The following is a 15,559-nucleotide window of genomic DNA, read 5'->3' on the forward strand; positions in this document are numbered from 1 at the left end:
TTAGGAAGCGCGTCTTCCGTGTCAAGGGGAGCGTCACAGGGGGGCGGGACGGGCGACGCGGGGGCGCGGACCGCGGTGCGCGGCGGGCCGGAGAGGGCGGGACGCGCCGCCGACGGGGTACTCGGGGCGGGCGGACGGGGCGGGGCGGCGACGCGGGGTCAGACCCCGCGGGGCGCCGGGGAGGGGACACCCTCGGGCCCCGCCCCGTCCCGGCGCACCGCCTCCGACCTGCGGAGCGCCGCCGCGCACACCACCGAGCGCGCCGACCGCCCGGGGTCGCCCGCGCCCGGCGTGGACGGGCCGCACGCATTCGGGCACCCGGGACGCGGGCCCGGGGGCGCGCGCCGCGGCCGGCGCCGCCCGGGCCCCGCGGCCGGGCCCCGGGCGCGGACGGGCCGGGGTCCGGTGCGGTCCGCCCCGATTGCGGCCGTTGCCGCCCGACGCCTTCTCAAAGACGTTTCCGCACCGTTACAGTCGGGATCGCTGGGAGCGCTTCCAGACAGCCGCGAGGCCGGGCCGCCCCGTCACCGCGCACGGCCGGGGCACGGCCCCGCCCGGCGGACGGTGCCCGCACCGGGGTGGCCCCTCGCGCGGCCGACGGCGGTGTCCCGTCCCCCTCCTGGCCGGAAGGAAGACCGTGATGCACGCAGCCGGGGCCGCGCCCGCCGCCGGCGGGCGCCGCGTCCGCCGCCGCGACTGCTGCCGCCTGAACGTGGACCTGCCCACGACCCCGCCCTCGGTGCCCGCGGCCCGCACCGTCGTCGCCGGCGCCCTGGACGCGTGGGGCCTGACCGGCGACCACGCGCTGCGCGAGACGGCCTTACTGGTGCTCAGCGAGCTGACCACCAACGCCGTCCGGCACGCCGCCGCGCTCTCCCCGCGGATGCACGTCTCCGTGGCGCTGGCGGACGGCGCGCTGACCGTCGCCGTGCACGACCGCCACCCACTCCGGCCCGCCACCCCGCCCGAGCCCCACCCGGACGGCACCGGCGGCTGGGGCCTGCGCATGGTCGAGGCGCTGGTGGCCGAGGCGGGCGGCAGCAAGTCCGTGCCCGCGGACCCCGACGGGGCCGGCAAGACCGTGGTGGTGCGCCTCCCCCTCCCGTGACCCGGCGGCCGCCCCGCCGCCGAGGATCGGGGGAACAACTCGTTCCGCCAGGGTTTCCAGATTGTCATGTCACGGATACAGTCCTGACTGGAAGCGCTTCCAACGAGCCGCGGAAAGCGCTCCCCGGTCCCGCGCGCACAGCGCCTCGCGTGCGGCGGCCGACGGATCCTCCCCCACGGATCCACCGCTCCACCGCTCCACCGAGCAGTTCCGTTCATCCGCAGCGCCGCATCCAGGGCCGACCGGCGGTCACGTCCCCCCACCCGCCGGCCCCGTCCTGGCGCCCCACCGCTCCACCCCGCCGCCCCATCGGCGTCGCTGCGCGGATTCCCCACATGCCCCGGTTCCGGGGGCGGACGTGCGGGCGGCGCTCCTCCCCGGAACCGGCCTTCTCCCCCCATGTGCGCAGACAGGGAAGGAATCAGGCGATGCCTTTACGTTCCCGACGCCGCATCAGGCCAGGACCGGTCACCGGCGCGTTGGCGCTCGCCGGTCTGCTCGCGGGCGTCCTGCCCGCGACCTCGGCCGCCCAGTCCGCCGGCGGTGAGGCCGGCCGCGGCGCGGTGTCCACGGTCGCGCTCGGCTCCCTGGAGACCGGCGCGACCAACTACTTCATGGGCCGGGCCAGCATCCCGCTGGCGGCCGAGGCCGCGGGCGACGTCGCCAAGGTGGAGTTCTACGCGGACGGCCAGTTGCTCGCCACCGACACCGCGGCCCCGTACGAGGGCCGGTGGACGAACGTGGCGCCCGGCCAGTACACCGTGACCACCAAGGCGTACGACGACTCCGGCGAGGTCGTCGCCGGGTCGCGGGCGGCCCAGGTGCAGGTGCTGGCCAAGCCGACCGTGGTCGCCTCCGCGACCACCGCACAGGTGAGGCAGGGCCGCAGCACCTCCTTCGAGGTCTCCCTGGCCACCCGCCCCGCCTCCCCGGTGACGGTGCAGGTGCGGCGCGCCTCCGGCAGCTCCGACCTGGCGGCGAGCCCCGGCACGCTCGTGTTCACCCCGGAGGACTGGGACCGGCCGCGGAAGGTGACGGTCGGCTCGGCCGACACCGAGGGAGCTTTGGGCAAGGCCACCTTCGAGGCCGGCGCGCCCGGCTTCGCGGCGGCGTCCGTGCCGGTGCAGGAGCTGTCCGCCGCCGCTCCCCCGTACGACCAGGCGTTCCTCACCCAGTACAACAAGATCAAGAACCCGTCGAGCGGCTACTTCCGCACCTTCGGGAGCCTGCTCGTGCCGTACCACTCCATCGAGACGCTGATCGTGGAGGCGCCCGACCACGGGCACCAGACCACCTCCGAGGCGTTCAGCTACTACCTGTGGCTGGAGTCGGAGTACGGCAGGATCACCGGCGACTGGGCGCCGTTCAACCGCGCCTACCAGTCGCTGGAGCGCTACGCCATCCCGCCCGCGGCCGACCAGCCCACCAACAGCGGGTACAACGCGAGCAAGCCCGCCACCTACGCGGCCGAGTACCCGAGCCCGAAGAGCTACCCGTCGCGGCTGGACCCGAACGTGCCCGTCGGCCAGGACCCGCTCGCCGCCGAGCTGCGCTCCGCGTACGGCACCAGCGACATCTACGGCATGCACTGGCTGCTGGACGTGGACAACACCTACGGCTTCGGCCGGTGCGGCGACCGGACCACGGCGCCCGCCTTCATCAACACCTTCCAGCGCGGCTCCCAGGAGTCGGTGTGGGAGACGGTCACCCAGCCGTCCTGCGACACGTTCGCCTTCGGCGGGCGCAACGGTTACCTGGACCTGTTCACCGGTGACTCCTCCTACGCCAAGCAGTGGAAGTACACCAACGCGCCCGACGCCGACGCCCGCGTGGTGCAGGTCGTCTACCAGGCCAAGCTGGCCGCGGCGGCGCAGGGCAAGAGCGCGCAGATCGCCGACGTGGTGCGCAAGGCGTCGAAGATGGGCGACTACCTGCGGTACTCGTTCTTCGACAAGTACTTCAAGCGGATCGGCAACTGCGTCGGCCCCTCCTCCTGCCCGGCGGGCAGCGGCAAGAACAGCAGCCACTACCTGCTGTCCTGGTACTACGCCTGGGGCGGCTCACTGGACACCTCCAACGCGTGGGCGTGGCGGATCGGCGACGGCGCGGCGCACCAGGGCTACCAGAACCCGATGGCCGCGTACGCGCTGGCCAACGACGCGCAGCTCAGGCCCGTGTCGTCCACCGGGGCGAGCGACTGGTCGACCAGCCTGACCCGGCAACTGGAGTTCATGCGCTGGCTCCAGTCCAGCGAGGGCGGCATCGCGGGCGGTGCCACCAACAGTTGGGACGGCCAGTACGGCACGCCGCCGTCCGGCTCGCCGACGTTCTACGGCATGTTCTACGACCCGCAGCCGGTGTGGCACGACCCGCCGAGCAACCGGTGGTTCGGCTTCCAGGTGTGGAGCATGGAGCGCTTCGCCGAGCTGTACCAGCGCACCGGGAACACCCGGGCCAAGGCGCTGCTGGACAAGTGGGTGCCGTGGGCGATCGCCAACACCCAGGTGGGCACGAACGGGAACTTCCAGGTCCCGGCGGACCTGTCCTGGAGCGGCCGTCCGAACACCTGGAACCCCTCCAGCCCGGGCACCAACACCAACCTGCACGTGAGCGTGGTCAACCGCAACCAGGACGTCGGTGTGGCGGCGGCGCTCGCCAAGACGCTGATGTACTACGCCAAGGGCTCCGGCCACACCCAGTCCAGGACGGTCGCGGAGGGGCTGCTGGACGCGCTGCTGGCCCACCAGACCAGCAAGGGCATCACGACCCCGGAGACCCGGGCCGACTACAACCGGTTCACGGACACCTCCGCGGAGAACAAGCTGTACATCCCGAGCGGCTGGACGGGCACCATGCCCAACGGGGACGCGATCAACTCCAGCTCCACGTTCCTGTCGATCCGCTCGTTCTACCGGTCCGACCCGGACTGGCCGAAGGTGCAGAGCTACCTCAACGGCGGCGCCGCGCCGACGTTCACCTACCACCGGTTCTGGGCCCAGACGGAGATCGCCACGGCGTTCGCCAAGCACGGGCAGTTGTTCGGCTGACCGGAAGCCGCGACAGCAGGTGACCGGGACATCCGGGCAAGAGCCTCCGGGCCCGCCGGCGGACGGCGGGCCCGGAGGCACGCCGCGCCCGCCCACCCGTCGCGTCGCCCGCCGCCGGGGCGGCGGTGGGGCGACGGGCGGGCGGGCGGAGCTTTCGTGAGCGGAGGCGGCGAAGGTAGTCTGGGAGCGCTTCCAGATCTGCCGTGACCAGGGCCGTGACCAGGGCGCGCCGCCGAACGGAGAGCCGGTGACTACTGATTCCGAGGTCCGGTCCGGGACACGCCCGTCCCCGACCCTCGACGAGGTGGCGCGGGCGGCGGGGGTCTCCCGCGCCACGGCGTCCCGCGCCATCAACGGCGCCCCCTATGTCAGCGCGAAGGCGCGGGAGGCGGTGGCCGAGGCGGTGGCGAGCCTCGGCTACCGGGCCAACCGGGTCGCCAGGTCGCTGGCCACCCGGCGGACCGGGTCGATCGCGCTGGTGGTGTCCGAGCCCGGCAACCTGGTACTGAGCGACCCGTTCTTCGCGCGGATCCTGCGCGGCATCCACCGGGGCCTGGCCAAGAGCAACCTCCAGTTGGTGCTGCTGATGTCCAGCGAGGAGGAGGACGAGGGCAGCCTCGCCCGCTACGTGTGCGGCGGCCATGTGGACGGCGCGCTGGTGGCCAGCATGCACGGGGAGGACCGGCTGCCGGGGCAGTTGGTGGCGGCCGGGCTGCCGGTGGTGCTCGGCGGCCGTCCGCTGACCCGGGTGGACGCGCCGTACGTGGACTCGGACAACTTCGGCGGCGCCGGCGCCGCGGCCAAGCACCTGATCGACACCGGGCGCCGCCGGGTCGGCACCATCGCCGGCCCCCGTGACATGGCGGTGGGCATCGACCGGCTCAGCGGCTGGCGGCGCGGCATGGCCGCGGCGGGCCTGGCCGCGGACGCCGTGGAGCACGCCGACTTCACCCTGGAGGGCGGGGCGGCAGCGATGGAGCGGCTGCTGGCCGCGCACCCGGACCTGGACGCGGTGTTCGTCGCCTCCGACCTGATGGCGGTGGGGGCGATGCGGGTGCTGCGGGCGGCCGGGCGGCGGATCCCGGAGGACGTGGCGGTGGTGGGCTTCGACGACAGCGAGTTCGCCGCGACCACCACGCCCCCGCTGACCACGATCCGCCAGCCCATCGAGGAGCTGGGCCGGACGATGACCTGGCGCCTGCTGTCCCAGTTGGCCGGGGACCCGGACCTGCCGCCGTCGATCCTGCTGCCCACGGAGCTGGTGCGGCGGGCGACGACCTGACGGCGGGTGAGGCGGGGCGCGGGCCGGGCACGGGAGGTGACCGGGCGGGCGGCGCCCCGCCCCTGAGCCGGGGCGGGGCGGGAGCCGGAGGCCGTACCGGATCGTGCTCGGGCGGGCGGGGTTGAGCGGGCCCGGCGGGCGGCCGCGGGGGCGCGGGGGCGCGGAACGGGGGTTCCTCCGGTTTTCTTGGGAAAACTGGGGCTGTTGGGGATATTGACCACATGTCAGCGGGTTTTTACGCTGATGCTCGCGTGTGTGTTCGTGTGAGTTTCTGTGTGTGCCGGGCGTCTCCCTTCTCCCCCGAGAGGCCGTGCATGACGACGAGAACCCCACTGGCCGTGCAGCTCTACACCGTCCGCGACCGCCTGGCGACCGACCGCCCCGGCACCCTGAAGGCCCTGGCGGACTTCGGGTACACCGCGGTCGAGGCGTACGACGTGATCACCGACCCCGAGCGCCTGCGCGACGACCTGGCCGAGGCCGGGCTCGCCGTGTGCGCCACCCATGCCCCGGTGCTCGGCGGCGACGCCGGGCGGGCGTGGCGCGGGGCGCGGGTGGTGGGCGCGGACACGGTGTTCGTGCCCTACCAGCCGCCGGAGCGCTTCACCGGAACCGACGCGGTGCGGCAACTGGCCGCCGAGCTCAACGAGGCGGCGCGGCGCGCGGCCGACGAGGGCCTGCGGCTGGGCTACCACAACCACGACTTCGAGCTGTCCTCCCGGCCCGGCGGGCGGGCGGCGCTGCGGGTGCTCGCCGACGAGCTGGCGCCCGGGGTCCTGCTCGAGGTGGACACCTACTGGGCGGCGGTGGGCGGCGAGGACGTGCCCGGCCTGCTGCGGGCGCTGGACGGCGGCACCGGGCGGGTCACGCACCTGCACGTCAAGGACGGTCCGATCACCAAGGACGACCCGATGACGGCCGTGGGCGCCGGGCGGATGCCGGTCGCCGCCGTCCTGGACGCGCTGCCCGGCGTGGAGTGGCACGTGGTGGAGCTGGACCACTGCGCGACGGACGTGCTGGCGGCCGTCGGGGAGAGCCACGCCTGGCTGACCTCCCGCGGAGCGCGGTGATGGCGCCGATCGGCGTGGCGGTGGTCGGCTGCGGGACGATCAGCCACGAGTACCTGACGAACCTCACCTCCTTCCCCGACCTGCGGGTGCTGTTCTGCGCCGACCTCGACCCCGGGCGGGCCCGCGCGCGGGCCGCCGAGTTCGCCATAGCCGGGGCGGGCACCACCGAGGAGGCGCTGCGCCACCCCGGGGTGGAGCTGGTGGTGAACCTGACCGTGCCCGCGGCGCACGCCGAGGTGGCCATGGCCGCCGTGGAGGCGGGCCGGCACGTGTGGAACGAGAAGCCCCTGGCGCTGGACCCCGTGGCGGGCCGGGCCCTGATGGACACGGCCGAACGGGCCGGGGTGCGGGTGGGGTGCGCGCCGGACACCTTCCTCGGCGCGGGGCTGCGGACGGCCCGGCGCGTCATCGAGTCCGGGGCGATAGGGACCCCGCTGACGGCGCTGACGCTGATGCAGGGCCCCGGGCCCGAGTCGTGGCACCCCGACCCGGAGTTCCTCTTCCGGCACGGCGCCGGGCCGCTGTTCGACATCGGCCCCTACTACCTGACGGCGCTGGCCACGCTGTTCGGCCCGGCGGAGCGGGTCGCCTCGGTGGCGCGGCGGTCCAGGGAGCGCCGGGTGATCGGGGCGGGGCCGAAGGCGGGCACGGAGTTCACGGTGGAGGTGCCCACGCATGTGGCGGCGCTGGTGGACTACGCGGCGGGCCAGGCGGCGTCCGTGGTGCTCAGCTACGACTCGCCGCTGTCCAGGGACGGCTTCCTGGAGATCACGGGCACGGAGGCCACCCTGGCCCTGCCGGACCCCAACCGGTTCGACGGCGCGGTGCGGCTGCGCCGGGCGGGCGCGCGGGAGTGGACGGCGGTGGAGCCGCAAGGGCCGGTCGGGGGCCGGGGCCTGGGCGTGCTCGACATGGCCAGGTCGCTGCGCGCCGGGGTGCCGCACCGCGCGTCGGGCGAGCTGGCGCTGCATGTGCTGGAGACGATGACCGCGGTGGAGCGGTCGGCGTCCACGGGCGCGTTCGTGCCGGTGCCGGGTGGCTGCGCGGTCCCCGAGCCGCTGCCGGAGGACTGGGACCCGTACACGGCCGGTGTTTAGCGGGCCGGGGCGGTGGTACGTACGGCGGTTGTATTCCGGTCCGGGGCGGCGCTCGACCAGGAGCGGCGCCGTGTCCCGGCCCAGAGCGACGAGGAGCGGAGCAGCCGATGAAGTACGGAGAGATGCTGGCGGCCGTACGCGACCGCGACCCTCACGCCGGTGACGACGCCGACCGGATCACCGAGGCCGTGGTGCGGACGCTGGGCAACCGGCTGGCCCCCGCGTCGGCCGAGCACCTGGCCGACCAGTTGCCGCGGGAGCTCTCCGAGATCCTGGAGGATTCCCAGGCGGCGCCCCGCACCTGGGGTGTGAGGGAGTTCGTGCACCAGGTCGCGCAGAGCACGGACGCCGACGGGCCGACGGCGGAGCAGCACACCCGCGCGGTGCTCTCGGTGATCGCGGACGAGGTCAGCGGCGGTGAGCTGAACAAGCTGATCAGCCAGTTGCCCTCCGGGTTCGCGCCGCTGTTCGGGAAGCCGGAACTGGCGTGAGGCCCGGCCCCCCGCGGGGCCGGGCGGGGCTGCGACGGGCGGACCCCGGCGGGAGCGGCGGCACGGTGTGCGCGTCGCCTCCGCCGGGGTCCGCCGTTCCGGCTCCGCCGGGTCGAGCCGCGGCCGGGTCGAGCCGCGGCCGCGGCCCAACGGCGCGCGCGCGGGGCGGCCCCCGGGTGCGCCGTCCTCACCGGCCGCGGGTCACTTGTGGCTGCCGGGGCGCTCCCCCTTGGGGCCGAGGCCGCGTTCGGTGCGCGGGCCGCGGCTGCGCCAGTGCGGGTCGTCCTTGAGCGTCTCGTTGGCGTGCTCGTTGGCGTGCCGGTCGGGGATCCCCCGGTCCTCCGCCTCCTTGCGCAGCTTCGCCCGCTTGGTGTCGTACTTCTTGCTCCCGGGTTCGGGCACGGCGTCCACCTCCTTGGGTCCCTTGGGCCTCCGGTTCGGCTTCCCAGGACATATGCCGACAAACCGCATGAATCCCCCTGCGCGGGAGCCGGGCGGGTGACGGGAGGAGGCGGTTCGCTCACTCCCCGTAGTACTCCTGCACGTACTCCACGATCTGCTTCGGCGTCATCATGGCGTCCGCGTCGCTGTTGAAGATGTCGCAGCGCAGCTCCCGCTGGATGGTGCGCAGCAGCTCGCGCCTGCTCTCCTCGTCGGCGCCCAGGTCCTGGACGAAGTGCGAGGAGTAGCCGACGGCGTCCGGCCGGATGCCGAAGTGCCGGGCGACGATCTCCTTCACCCGCTGCTCGTGGGTCTTCATCGCCGTTCCCTGTAACCCTCGGGGTGTGCGGTCCCCCGACCGCGGTGGCACCCTGGCCAGTACCACGCCCGCGCGGGCGGAAACACCGCCGGGCCGGGCCGCACCCGGGTGCCGGACGGGGCGGGTGGGCGCTCCCGGTATCGTCGTCCGCGCCGACGGCCGCCCCGGGCCGCACGGCGCCACGCACCCGACCCCCGCGAGAGGCCGCATGACCGTCTCCGAGCCCGCGCGCGAGGCTCCCGGCGCGCCGGGCGTCGCCGACCTGGACGCGCTGGTGTCCCGCTGCTTCGCCTGTCCGCGCCTGGTGACCTGGCGGGAGGCGGCGGGCCGGGCCAAGCGGCGCGCCTACCAGGACTGGGACTACTGGGCGCGGCCGGTGCCCGGCTTCGGGCCGCCGGACGCGGCGCTGCTGGTCATAGGGCTCGCCCCGGCCGCGCACGGCGGCAACCGCACCGGCCGGATGTTCACCGGCGACCGCTCGGGCGACTTCCTGTACGCGGCGCTGCACTCGGCGGGACTGGCCAGTCAGCCCACCTCCACGCACCGCGGCGACGGCCTGGAGCTGCACGGGGTGCGGATCACCGCGCCCGTGCACTGCGCGCCGCCCGCGAACAAGCCCACCGTGGAGGAGCGCGACACCTGCCGCCCCTGGCTGGTGCGGGAGCTGGAGCTGCTGCGGCCGACGCTGCGCTCGGTGGTGGTGCTCGGGTCCTTCGGCTGGACCGCCGCGCTGCCCGCGCTGGCCGCCGCGGGCTGGGCGGTGCCCAGGCCGCGCCCGGTGTTCGGGCACGGCGCGCGCACCACGCTGCGGGCCGTGGACGGCGGGCCCGACCTGGGGCTGTTCGGCTGCTACCACGTCAGCCAGCAGAACACCTTCACCGGCCGGCTCACCCGGGAGATGCTGGGCGCGGTGCTGGCGGACGCGGCGCGGGCCGCGGGTCTTCCGGCGCCCTGACCGCCGGAGGACCCGCGGCGGGCCGGGCCGGCTACCCGGCCTGGAGCAGCCTGGCGTCGGCCCAGTCGGCGTGGTCGGAGTCCACCCCGTCCCCGCCGTCGGTGACCCGCAGCGTCAGCTCCCCGGCTCCGGTGACGTCCACGTCCACCACCGCGGCCTCGTCGCCGAGGCTCAGCACGCCGGTGCGGGCGAGCAGCTCGCCGTCGGCCAGCACCTCGAACACCACCGTGCCGGGCCTGCTCACCTCGTCGTCCACGCCCACCCGCGCGGTGAACCGCCGGTAGGCGCCGTTCAGGGCGACCGTCACCTCGGACGCCGCGTGCACGCCGAGGCCCTTGTCGTAGGTGGTGCCGCCGACGCGCAGCGGCCCGCCGTCGCCGTCGCCGGTCTCGCCGTTGGACATGTCGCGCTCCACCGGCCCCCAGCCGTTGCGCTGCGCGGTGAAGGGCAGGTCGCTGACGTAGTCCACACCGGGCGGCGAGACGGACACCCGCACGGTCTCCCCGTTGCTCAGGGCGGGGCCGCCGGGCACCCGGTAGCGGGCGGTCACCGGGATCCCGACGGCTCCCGGGGGCGCGTCGCCGGGGACGGTGAGCGTCCAGCGGGCGGTCAGCTCGCCGCCCACCGCCAGCTCGGCCGCGCGGGCCGGTTCGCCCCGCACGGTCCAGCCCTCGGGGACCTCGGGCGCCACGGTCACGTCCCGGACCGGGCCGACCTCGTCCACGGTGAGGCGGGCGGTCACCTCGAGCGTGCCGCCGGCGTCGGCGCCGGCGCGGGCGGGGGTGACGGTGAGGGTGGTGGGCGGGACGCGGTCCACCGGCCGGTCGCAGCTCAGCGTGTCCGGGCGGGGGCGGCAGGCCAGGGCCGCGAACCCGCCGCCGTCGCGGGTGGGCACGGTCAGGGTGTCGCGCCGGGTGACGAGCCTGCTCTCCCGCTCCAGCCCGTCCGCGCCGTCCCGGACGACGTCCACGCGCCAGCGCCCGGCGCCGAGGAAGTCCAGCGGGACCCGCCGCTCCCCGCCGGCCGCGGCCACCGAGCCGAGGAACCACCGGTCCCCGGCGCGGCGCGCGAAGGTGGCCTCGTCGCCGGGCCCGCCGGACAGCAGCCGGGTGTCGTCCCACACCGTGGGCACCTGCTCGAGGAAGCGCACCAGCTCGGGCCGCTGCCGGTAGGCCTCCACCGAGCCCGCGTAGTTCTGGAAGCCGGACTCGTAGACGACGGACAGGGCCAGCTCGGCGGCCTCGGTGGTGGTGCGGGTGCCGAACTGGAAGCCCATGGGCGTGTAGTCCATGGAGCCGACCACGTTGCGGGTGAACGGCAGGGTGGTGATGTCGCCGATGCCGACGTTGCCCTGCTCGGCGCCCCACACGGCCTCCATCGACATCACGTGCGGCCAGGTGCGCTGGATGCCGTGCGGGATGGTCGAGCCGTGGAAGTTGACCAGCAGCCGCCGCTCGGCGGTCGCCTCCAGCACCTCGTCGTACCAGCGGTACCGCTCCTGGGCGTCGGAGTCCATGAAGTCGATCTTCACTCCGGCGACGCCCCACCGCTGGAAGCGGGTGAGCAGCTCCTCGCGCTCCCCCGCGGTGTCCAGGTCCGTCCAGTGCACCCACAGCAGGATCCGCACACCGCGCGCCGTGGCGTGCTCGATCAGCCGCGGCATCCAGTCGGTGGTCTTCCAGCCGTCGTCCACCAGCGTGTACTCCCAGCCGTGGGCGGCGCTGAAGTCCACGAAGCGCTTCTGGGTGGCCAGGCTGCGCTGCGCCTGGCCGAACCCGGCGAGCCAGGACCAGGCCACCCTGCCCGGCCGGATCCAGGAGGTGTCGCCGATCCGGGAAGGCGGCGCCAGGTCGTCGGTGAGGGTGGAGCCGGTGACCTCGGCGAGGTCGCCGACGACCGCGGTGCGCCACGGGGTGGCCAGCGGGCCGGTCGAGGTGACCTGCTCGTCGGCGAGCGCCACCTCGTAGCGGGCGGTACCGGCCGGGTGCACCAGGCGGCTGCCGGAGTAGCGGCCGTCCACGTCGGACTCGGTGAGCAGGACGTGGGAGCCGCCCACGCGGAACAGCGACGGGTGGCCGTACGCGCCGGGGGCGGCGTCGCCCGCCGTGGTCCGCACGCGGGGCCGCTCGTAGTTGACCGTGTACGGCATCAGCCACGCCGTCGCGTCGGCCGGCAGCCGGTAGGCGGACGCCTCGCGGCGCACCGTCACCCGGCCGTCGCCGTCGCCGTCCGGCAGGACGTACCGGTAGGCGAACCCGTCGTCGGCGACGCGCAGCACCACGTCCAGGCGGTGGCCGTCCCGGCCGGCGAAGGCGAGGCGGGTCTCGCGCATGAGGGCGGAGCGCTCCCGGCGCTTGCCGGTCGTGGTGGTGTACCGCTCGGTGACCACGCGGTCGGCGCGGCCCACCGCGGTCAGGCCCGAAGTGAGGTCGGCCTCGTCGGTGACGGCGCCGAGCGGGGCGGGCTCCAGCACGGTGGTGGCGCCGTGCCGGGCCGTCAGGGACAGGGCTCCGGTGGCGCCGTCGAGGGTGACGGACACGGCGACCGCGCCGTCGCGCGCGGTGCCGGGCGCCGGCTGGGTGACCGTCCAGGTGCGGTCGGCGGGCGGCGGGGCGGCTGCCGCGGGCGGGGCCAGCACCCCGAGGCCGAGGACGCCGCCGAGTGCGGCGGCGAGGACGGCGAGTGCTCCGGATGGTGGGCGGGTGGGCATGGGCGTCCTCCGCGGGCCGCGTGCGCTCTGGCAACGTTGTCAGGGCTGGGGCTCGTGGGAATGGTGGCAACGTTGTCAGGCGGTGTAAAGACCCCGGACGGGAATTGCGCCGCGCCGGTCGAGGGCTCCCCTTCCCGCGGGGCGGGGCGCGCTCGGTCCTGAGCACCCGTCGGCGGACACCCGCGCCTCCCACGGCGGGCCGCACCCCAACCGGTTGCGATCGCGTTCGGTATTGACAGGTTCTGTGGGCGGTGGCGCAATGGCGGGCGCCCCACTTGTCCCAGAGCTGATCGGCCATCACCCGCATCAGTGCTGTTCCTCCCGGCACCATCAGCGATCGACAGCAAGGAGGGCACATGCGCATCCCGCCACTGGCCAGACCCCTCGTCACCGTGCTGGCCGCCGCCCTGGGCGCCGCGGGGCTGCTCGCGGCCCCGGGTCCCTCGGCCGCGGCGGCCCCGGACGAGCTCAGGGGGCTGAAGGGCGAGTACTACGTCCACTCCGCCCCGGGCGCCTTCGACTTCCACGAGCTGACGGCCACCGCGCTCGACACCGGTCTCGACATCGGCAACCTCGAACCGCGGCTGCGCGTCGCCACCGGCCAGGACAACGATGTCAGCGTCCGCTGGACCGGACGGCTGGTCCCCGAGACATCCGGCCCGCACACCTTCTCGATGATCGGGGACAACGGGTTCCGGCTGTGGATCGACGGCAGCCCGGTCATCGACCACTGGGTGGACGACTGGGAGAAGGAGCAGACCTCCGCCCCGGTCGAGCTCACCGCGGGCCGCGCCCACGACATCAGGGTCGAGTTCTTCGAGCACTACGGCGGCTCGAACCTCCACCTGAACTGGATCCCGCCGGGCGGCGCGAAGCAGCCCGTGCCGCCCTCGGCCTTCCGGCCGCCGGAGGACTTCCGCTGGGACGGGCCGCTGGCCTCCTCCGTCCGGCCCGACGGCCGCACCCTGCTCCTGGACTTCGCCGAGCCGCTCGCCGCTCCCCCGGCGGACCTGGCCGAGCACCTGACCGCCGTCGTCGGCGGCGCCGACTGGCCGCTCGGCGCGGCCCGCCTGGACGGCGCCGACCCGTCCCGGCTGCTGGTCGCGCTGGGCGCGCCGGTGGTCGGCCGCGGCGGGGAGGCCCTGGTCAGGTACGACGGCGCGGGCGGGCTCGCGGCGCGGGACGGCGGCGACCCGGTGGACGCCTTCCTCACCGTCGGCGCCAACGCCTCCGCGCACCAGTTGACCACGCCGTGGACGGACGAGGTCGGCCCGGGCAACGCGCTGCCGGAGTACCCGCGCCCGCAGTTGACCCGCGAGGCGTGGCGCAACCTCAACGGCACCTGGGAGTTCGCCGCCGCGCGGGCGGGCGAGGCCCCGCCGTTCGGGCAGCGGCTGAAGGAGCGGATCCTGGTTCCCTACCCGGTGGAGTCCGCGCTGTCCGGCCTGGAGCGGCACGAGGACCGCATGTGGTACCGGCGCGCGTTCACCGTCCCGGAGGACTGGCGGATCGGCGACGGGCGGCGGCTGCGGCTGAACTTCGACGCGGTGGACTGGCAGGCGACGGTGTACGTCAACGGGCGGCGGGTGGCCGAGCACCGCGGCGGCTACGACCGGTTCTCCGCCGACGTCACCGACGCGCTGCGGCCCGGGCGCGTCCAGGAGCTGGTCGTCGGGGTGTACGACCCGACGGACGCCGCGGGCGGCGAGAACCCGCCGATGGGCAAGCAGAGCCTGAAGCCGGGCGGCATCTTCTACACCTCCTCCTCCGGGATCTGGCAGACCGTCTGGATGGAGCCGGTCCCCGACGAGCACGTGGAGAGCCTGCGGCTGACCCCGGACCTCTCCGGGGAGCGCCTGGCGGTGGAGGCGCGCGGGCTGCCCGCGGGCACCCCGGTCACCGCGACCGCGTACGACGGCGCGCGGAAGGTCGGCACGGCCACCGGGCGCGCCGGCGAGCCCCTCGCGGTGCCCGTGCCCGACCCCAGGCTGTGGTCGCCGGACGACCCGCACCTGTACCGGCTGACGGTGACGGCGGGCCGGGGCGCCGCCGCGGACCGGGTGGGTGGCTACTTCGGGATGCGCGAGGTGTCGGTGGGCACCGTGGCCGGCGAGCGGCGGGTGCTGCTCAACGGGCGGCCCGTGTTCTCCATGGCCACCCTCGACCAGGGCTTCTGGCCGGACGGGCTGCACACCCCGCCGACGGACGAGGCGCTGGCGTACGACCTGCGGATGCACAAGCGGATGGGCTTCAACGCGGTGCGCAAGCACATCAAGGTGGAACCCGACCGCTGGTTCCACTGGGCCGACCGGCTCGGGCTGCTGGTGTGGCAGGACCTGCCCGCCATGGACGACGCGACCGTACCCACGCCGGCGGCGCAGGAGCAGTACGAGCGCGAGGCGCTGGAGATCGTGGAGCAGCACGCGAGCAGCCCTTCGGTGGTGATGTGGGTGACGTTCAACGAGGGCTGGGGCCAGTACGGCGGCCCGCGGGTGCCCGCCACGGTCGCGCGGTGGGACCCGACGCGGCTGGTGAACGGCGCGAGCGGCTGGCACGACACCGGCAACGGCGACATCGCCGACGCGCACAGCTACCCCAGCCCTCGGCTGCCCGACGACACGCTGGGGCGGGCCAGGGTCACCGGCGAGTACGGGGGCCTCGGGCTCGCCGTGCCGGGGCACGCCTGGCCGGTGCGGCACACCTACGTCAGCGTGGACGCCGAGGCGTACACCGACGCGTACCTGGAGCTGCTCGCCCAGGTGCGGGCGCTGATGTGCCAGGGCGGCAGCGGCGCGGTGTACACGCAGATCACCGATGTGGAGGGAGAGCTGAACGGGCTGCTCACCTACGACCGGAAGGTGGTCAAGCCGGATGTGGAGCGGCTGCGCGCGGCGCACCGGGAGCTGATCTCCGCGGCGGCCGGCCCCGAGGGGCCCGAGGGCTGCCGGTAGGCCGTCGGCGAGGGCGCCCGGGACCGGGATCCACGGCGGGTCCCGGCCCCGGGCCGGGCGGCGGGGCCGTTCGCTAGGGTCGTCGGTG

11 protein-coding genes are annotated in these 15,559 nt (G+C 75.1%); 8 read left to right on the forward strand and 3 right to left on the reverse strand.

Going from position 1 to position 15,559, the window contains the following annotated elements; translation table 11 throughout:
* Positions 1-640 precede the first annotated feature (640 nt).
* The 6 genes from ACYVO2_RS12775 (at position 641) to ACYVO2_RS12800 (ending at position 8,095) form a co-directional block, all read left to right on the forward strand.
* On the forward strand, positions 641-1,108 hold the full coding sequence (locus ACYVO2_RS12775; RefSeq protein ID WP_461007840.1) for an ATP-binding protein: 468 nt from the start codon (positions 641-643) through the stop codon (positions 1,106-1,108).
* 428 nt (positions 1,109-1,536) lie between these two features.
* Positions 1,537-4,155 carry a glycoside hydrolase family 48 protein gene (locus ACYVO2_RS12780; RefSeq protein WP_461007841.1) on the forward strand — a complete coding sequence of 873 codons (2,619 nt, stop codon included), beginning with the start codon at positions 1,537-1,539 and terminating at the stop codon, positions 4,153-4,155.
* Between the two features lie 247 nt (positions 4,156-4,402).
* Positions 4,403-5,437, forward strand: a complete 1,035-nt coding sequence (locus ACYVO2_RS12785; RefSeq protein WP_461007842.1) for a LacI family DNA-binding transcriptional regulator — start codon at positions 4,403-4,405, stop codon at positions 5,435-5,437.
* A 314-nt stretch (positions 5,438-5,751) separates the two neighbouring features.
* Complete coding sequence (locus ACYVO2_RS12790; protein ID WP_461007843.1) at positions 5,752-6,507, forward strand: sugar phosphate isomerase/epimerase family protein; 756 nt, start codon at positions 5,752-5,754, stop codon at positions 6,505-6,507.
* The gene (locus ACYVO2_RS12795; protein ID WP_461007844.1) at positions 6,507-7,604 is read left to right on the forward strand and encodes a Gfo/Idh/MocA family protein; all 1,098 of its coding nucleotides are present in this window, start codon (positions 6,507-6,509) and stop codon (positions 7,602-7,604) included. The genes ACYVO2_RS12790 and ACYVO2_RS12795 overlap by 1 nt, the downstream gene beginning before the upstream one ends.
* Before the next feature lie 107 nt (positions 7,605-7,711).
* Complete coding sequence (locus ACYVO2_RS12800; RefSeq protein WP_461007845.1) at positions 7,712-8,095, forward strand: DUF2267 domain-containing protein; 384 nt, start codon at positions 7,712-7,714, stop codon at positions 8,093-8,095.
* A 201-nt stretch (positions 8,096-8,296) separates the two neighbouring features.
* On the opposite strand, the gene ACYVO2_RS12805 is transcribed toward ACYVO2_RS12800, so the two are convergent.
* Both ACYVO2_RS12805 and ACYVO2_RS12810 read right to left on the reverse strand, forming a co-directional pair.
* Positions 8,297-8,497, reverse strand: a complete 201-nt coding sequence (locus tag ACYVO2_RS12805) for a hypothetical protein (protein WP_461007846.1) — start codon at positions 8,495-8,497, stop codon at positions 8,297-8,299.
* 118 nt (positions 8,498-8,615) lie between these two features.
* Positions 8,616-8,855, reverse strand: a complete 240-nt coding sequence (locus ACYVO2_RS12810; protein ID WP_461007847.1) for a phosphopantetheine-binding protein — start codon at positions 8,853-8,855, stop codon at positions 8,616-8,618.
* A gap of 208 nt (positions 8,856-9,063) precedes the next feature.
* Here ACYVO2_RS12810 and ACYVO2_RS12815 point away from each other — a divergent pair, with 208 nt between their 5' ends.
* Positions 9,064-9,810 (forward strand): uracil-DNA glycosylase, encoded by a 747-nt coding sequence (locus tag ACYVO2_RS12815; protein ID WP_461007848.1) that lies wholly within the window; start codon positions 9,064-9,066, stop codon positions 9,808-9,810.
* Between the two features lie 31 nt (positions 9,811-9,841).
* Here ACYVO2_RS12815 and ACYVO2_RS12820 read toward each other — a convergent pair whose 3' ends face one another.
* Positions 9,842-12,520 carry a glycoside hydrolase family 97 catalytic domain-containing protein gene (locus ACYVO2_RS12820; protein ID WP_461007849.1) on the reverse strand — a complete coding sequence of 893 codons (2,679 nt, stop codon included), beginning with the start codon at positions 12,518-12,520 and terminating at the stop codon, positions 9,842-9,844.
* Between the two features lie 356 nt (positions 12,521-12,876).
* On the opposite strand from ACYVO2_RS12820, the gene ACYVO2_RS12825 reads away from it, so the two are divergent.
* The gene (locus ACYVO2_RS12825; RefSeq protein WP_461007850.1) at positions 12,877-15,471 is read left to right on the forward strand and encodes a PA14 domain-containing protein; all 2,595 of its coding nucleotides are present in this window, start codon (positions 12,877-12,879) and stop codon (positions 15,469-15,471) included.
* Positions 15,472-15,559 lie beyond the last annotated feature (88 nt).

Source organism: Streptomyces capparidis (assembly GCF_054782095.1).

Bases quoted from the DNA above. Each gene is read 5' to 3' on its own strand.
- ACYVO2_RS12775 (WP_461007840.1), top strand. From the start codon at position 641: ATGCACGCAGCCGGGGCCGCGCCCGCCGCCGGCGGGCGCCGCGTCCGC.
- ACYVO2_RS12780 (WP_461007841.1), top strand. From the start codon at position 1,537: ATGCCTTTACGTTCCCGACGCCGCATCAGGCCAGGACCGGTCACCGGC.
- ACYVO2_RS12790 (WP_461007843.1), top strand. From the start codon at position 5,752: ATGACGACGAGAACCCCACTGGCCGTGCAGCTCTACACCGTCCGCGAC.
- ACYVO2_RS12795 (WP_461007844.1), top strand. From the start codon at position 6,507: ATGGCGCCGATCGGCGTGGCGGTGGTCGGCTGCGGGACGATCAGCCAC.
- ACYVO2_RS12800 (WP_461007845.1), top strand. From the start codon at position 7,712: ATGAAGTACGGAGAGATGCTGGCGGCCGTACGCGACCGCGACCCTCAC.
- ACYVO2_RS12810 (WP_461007847.1), bottom strand. From the start codon at position 8,855: ATGAAGACCCACGAGCAGCGGGTGAAGGAGATCGTCGCCCGGCACTTC.
- ACYVO2_RS12815 (WP_461007848.1), top strand. From the start codon at position 9,064: ATGACCGTCTCCGAGCCCGCGCGCGAGGCTCCCGGCGCGCCGGGCGTC.
- ACYVO2_RS12820 (WP_461007849.1), bottom strand. From the start codon at position 12,520: ATGCCCACCCGCCCACCATCCGGAGCACTCGCCGTCCTCGCCGCCGCA.
- ACYVO2_RS12825 (WP_461007850.1), top strand. From the start codon at position 12,877: ATGCGCATCCCGCCACTGGCCAGACCCCTCGTCACCGTGCTGGCCGCC.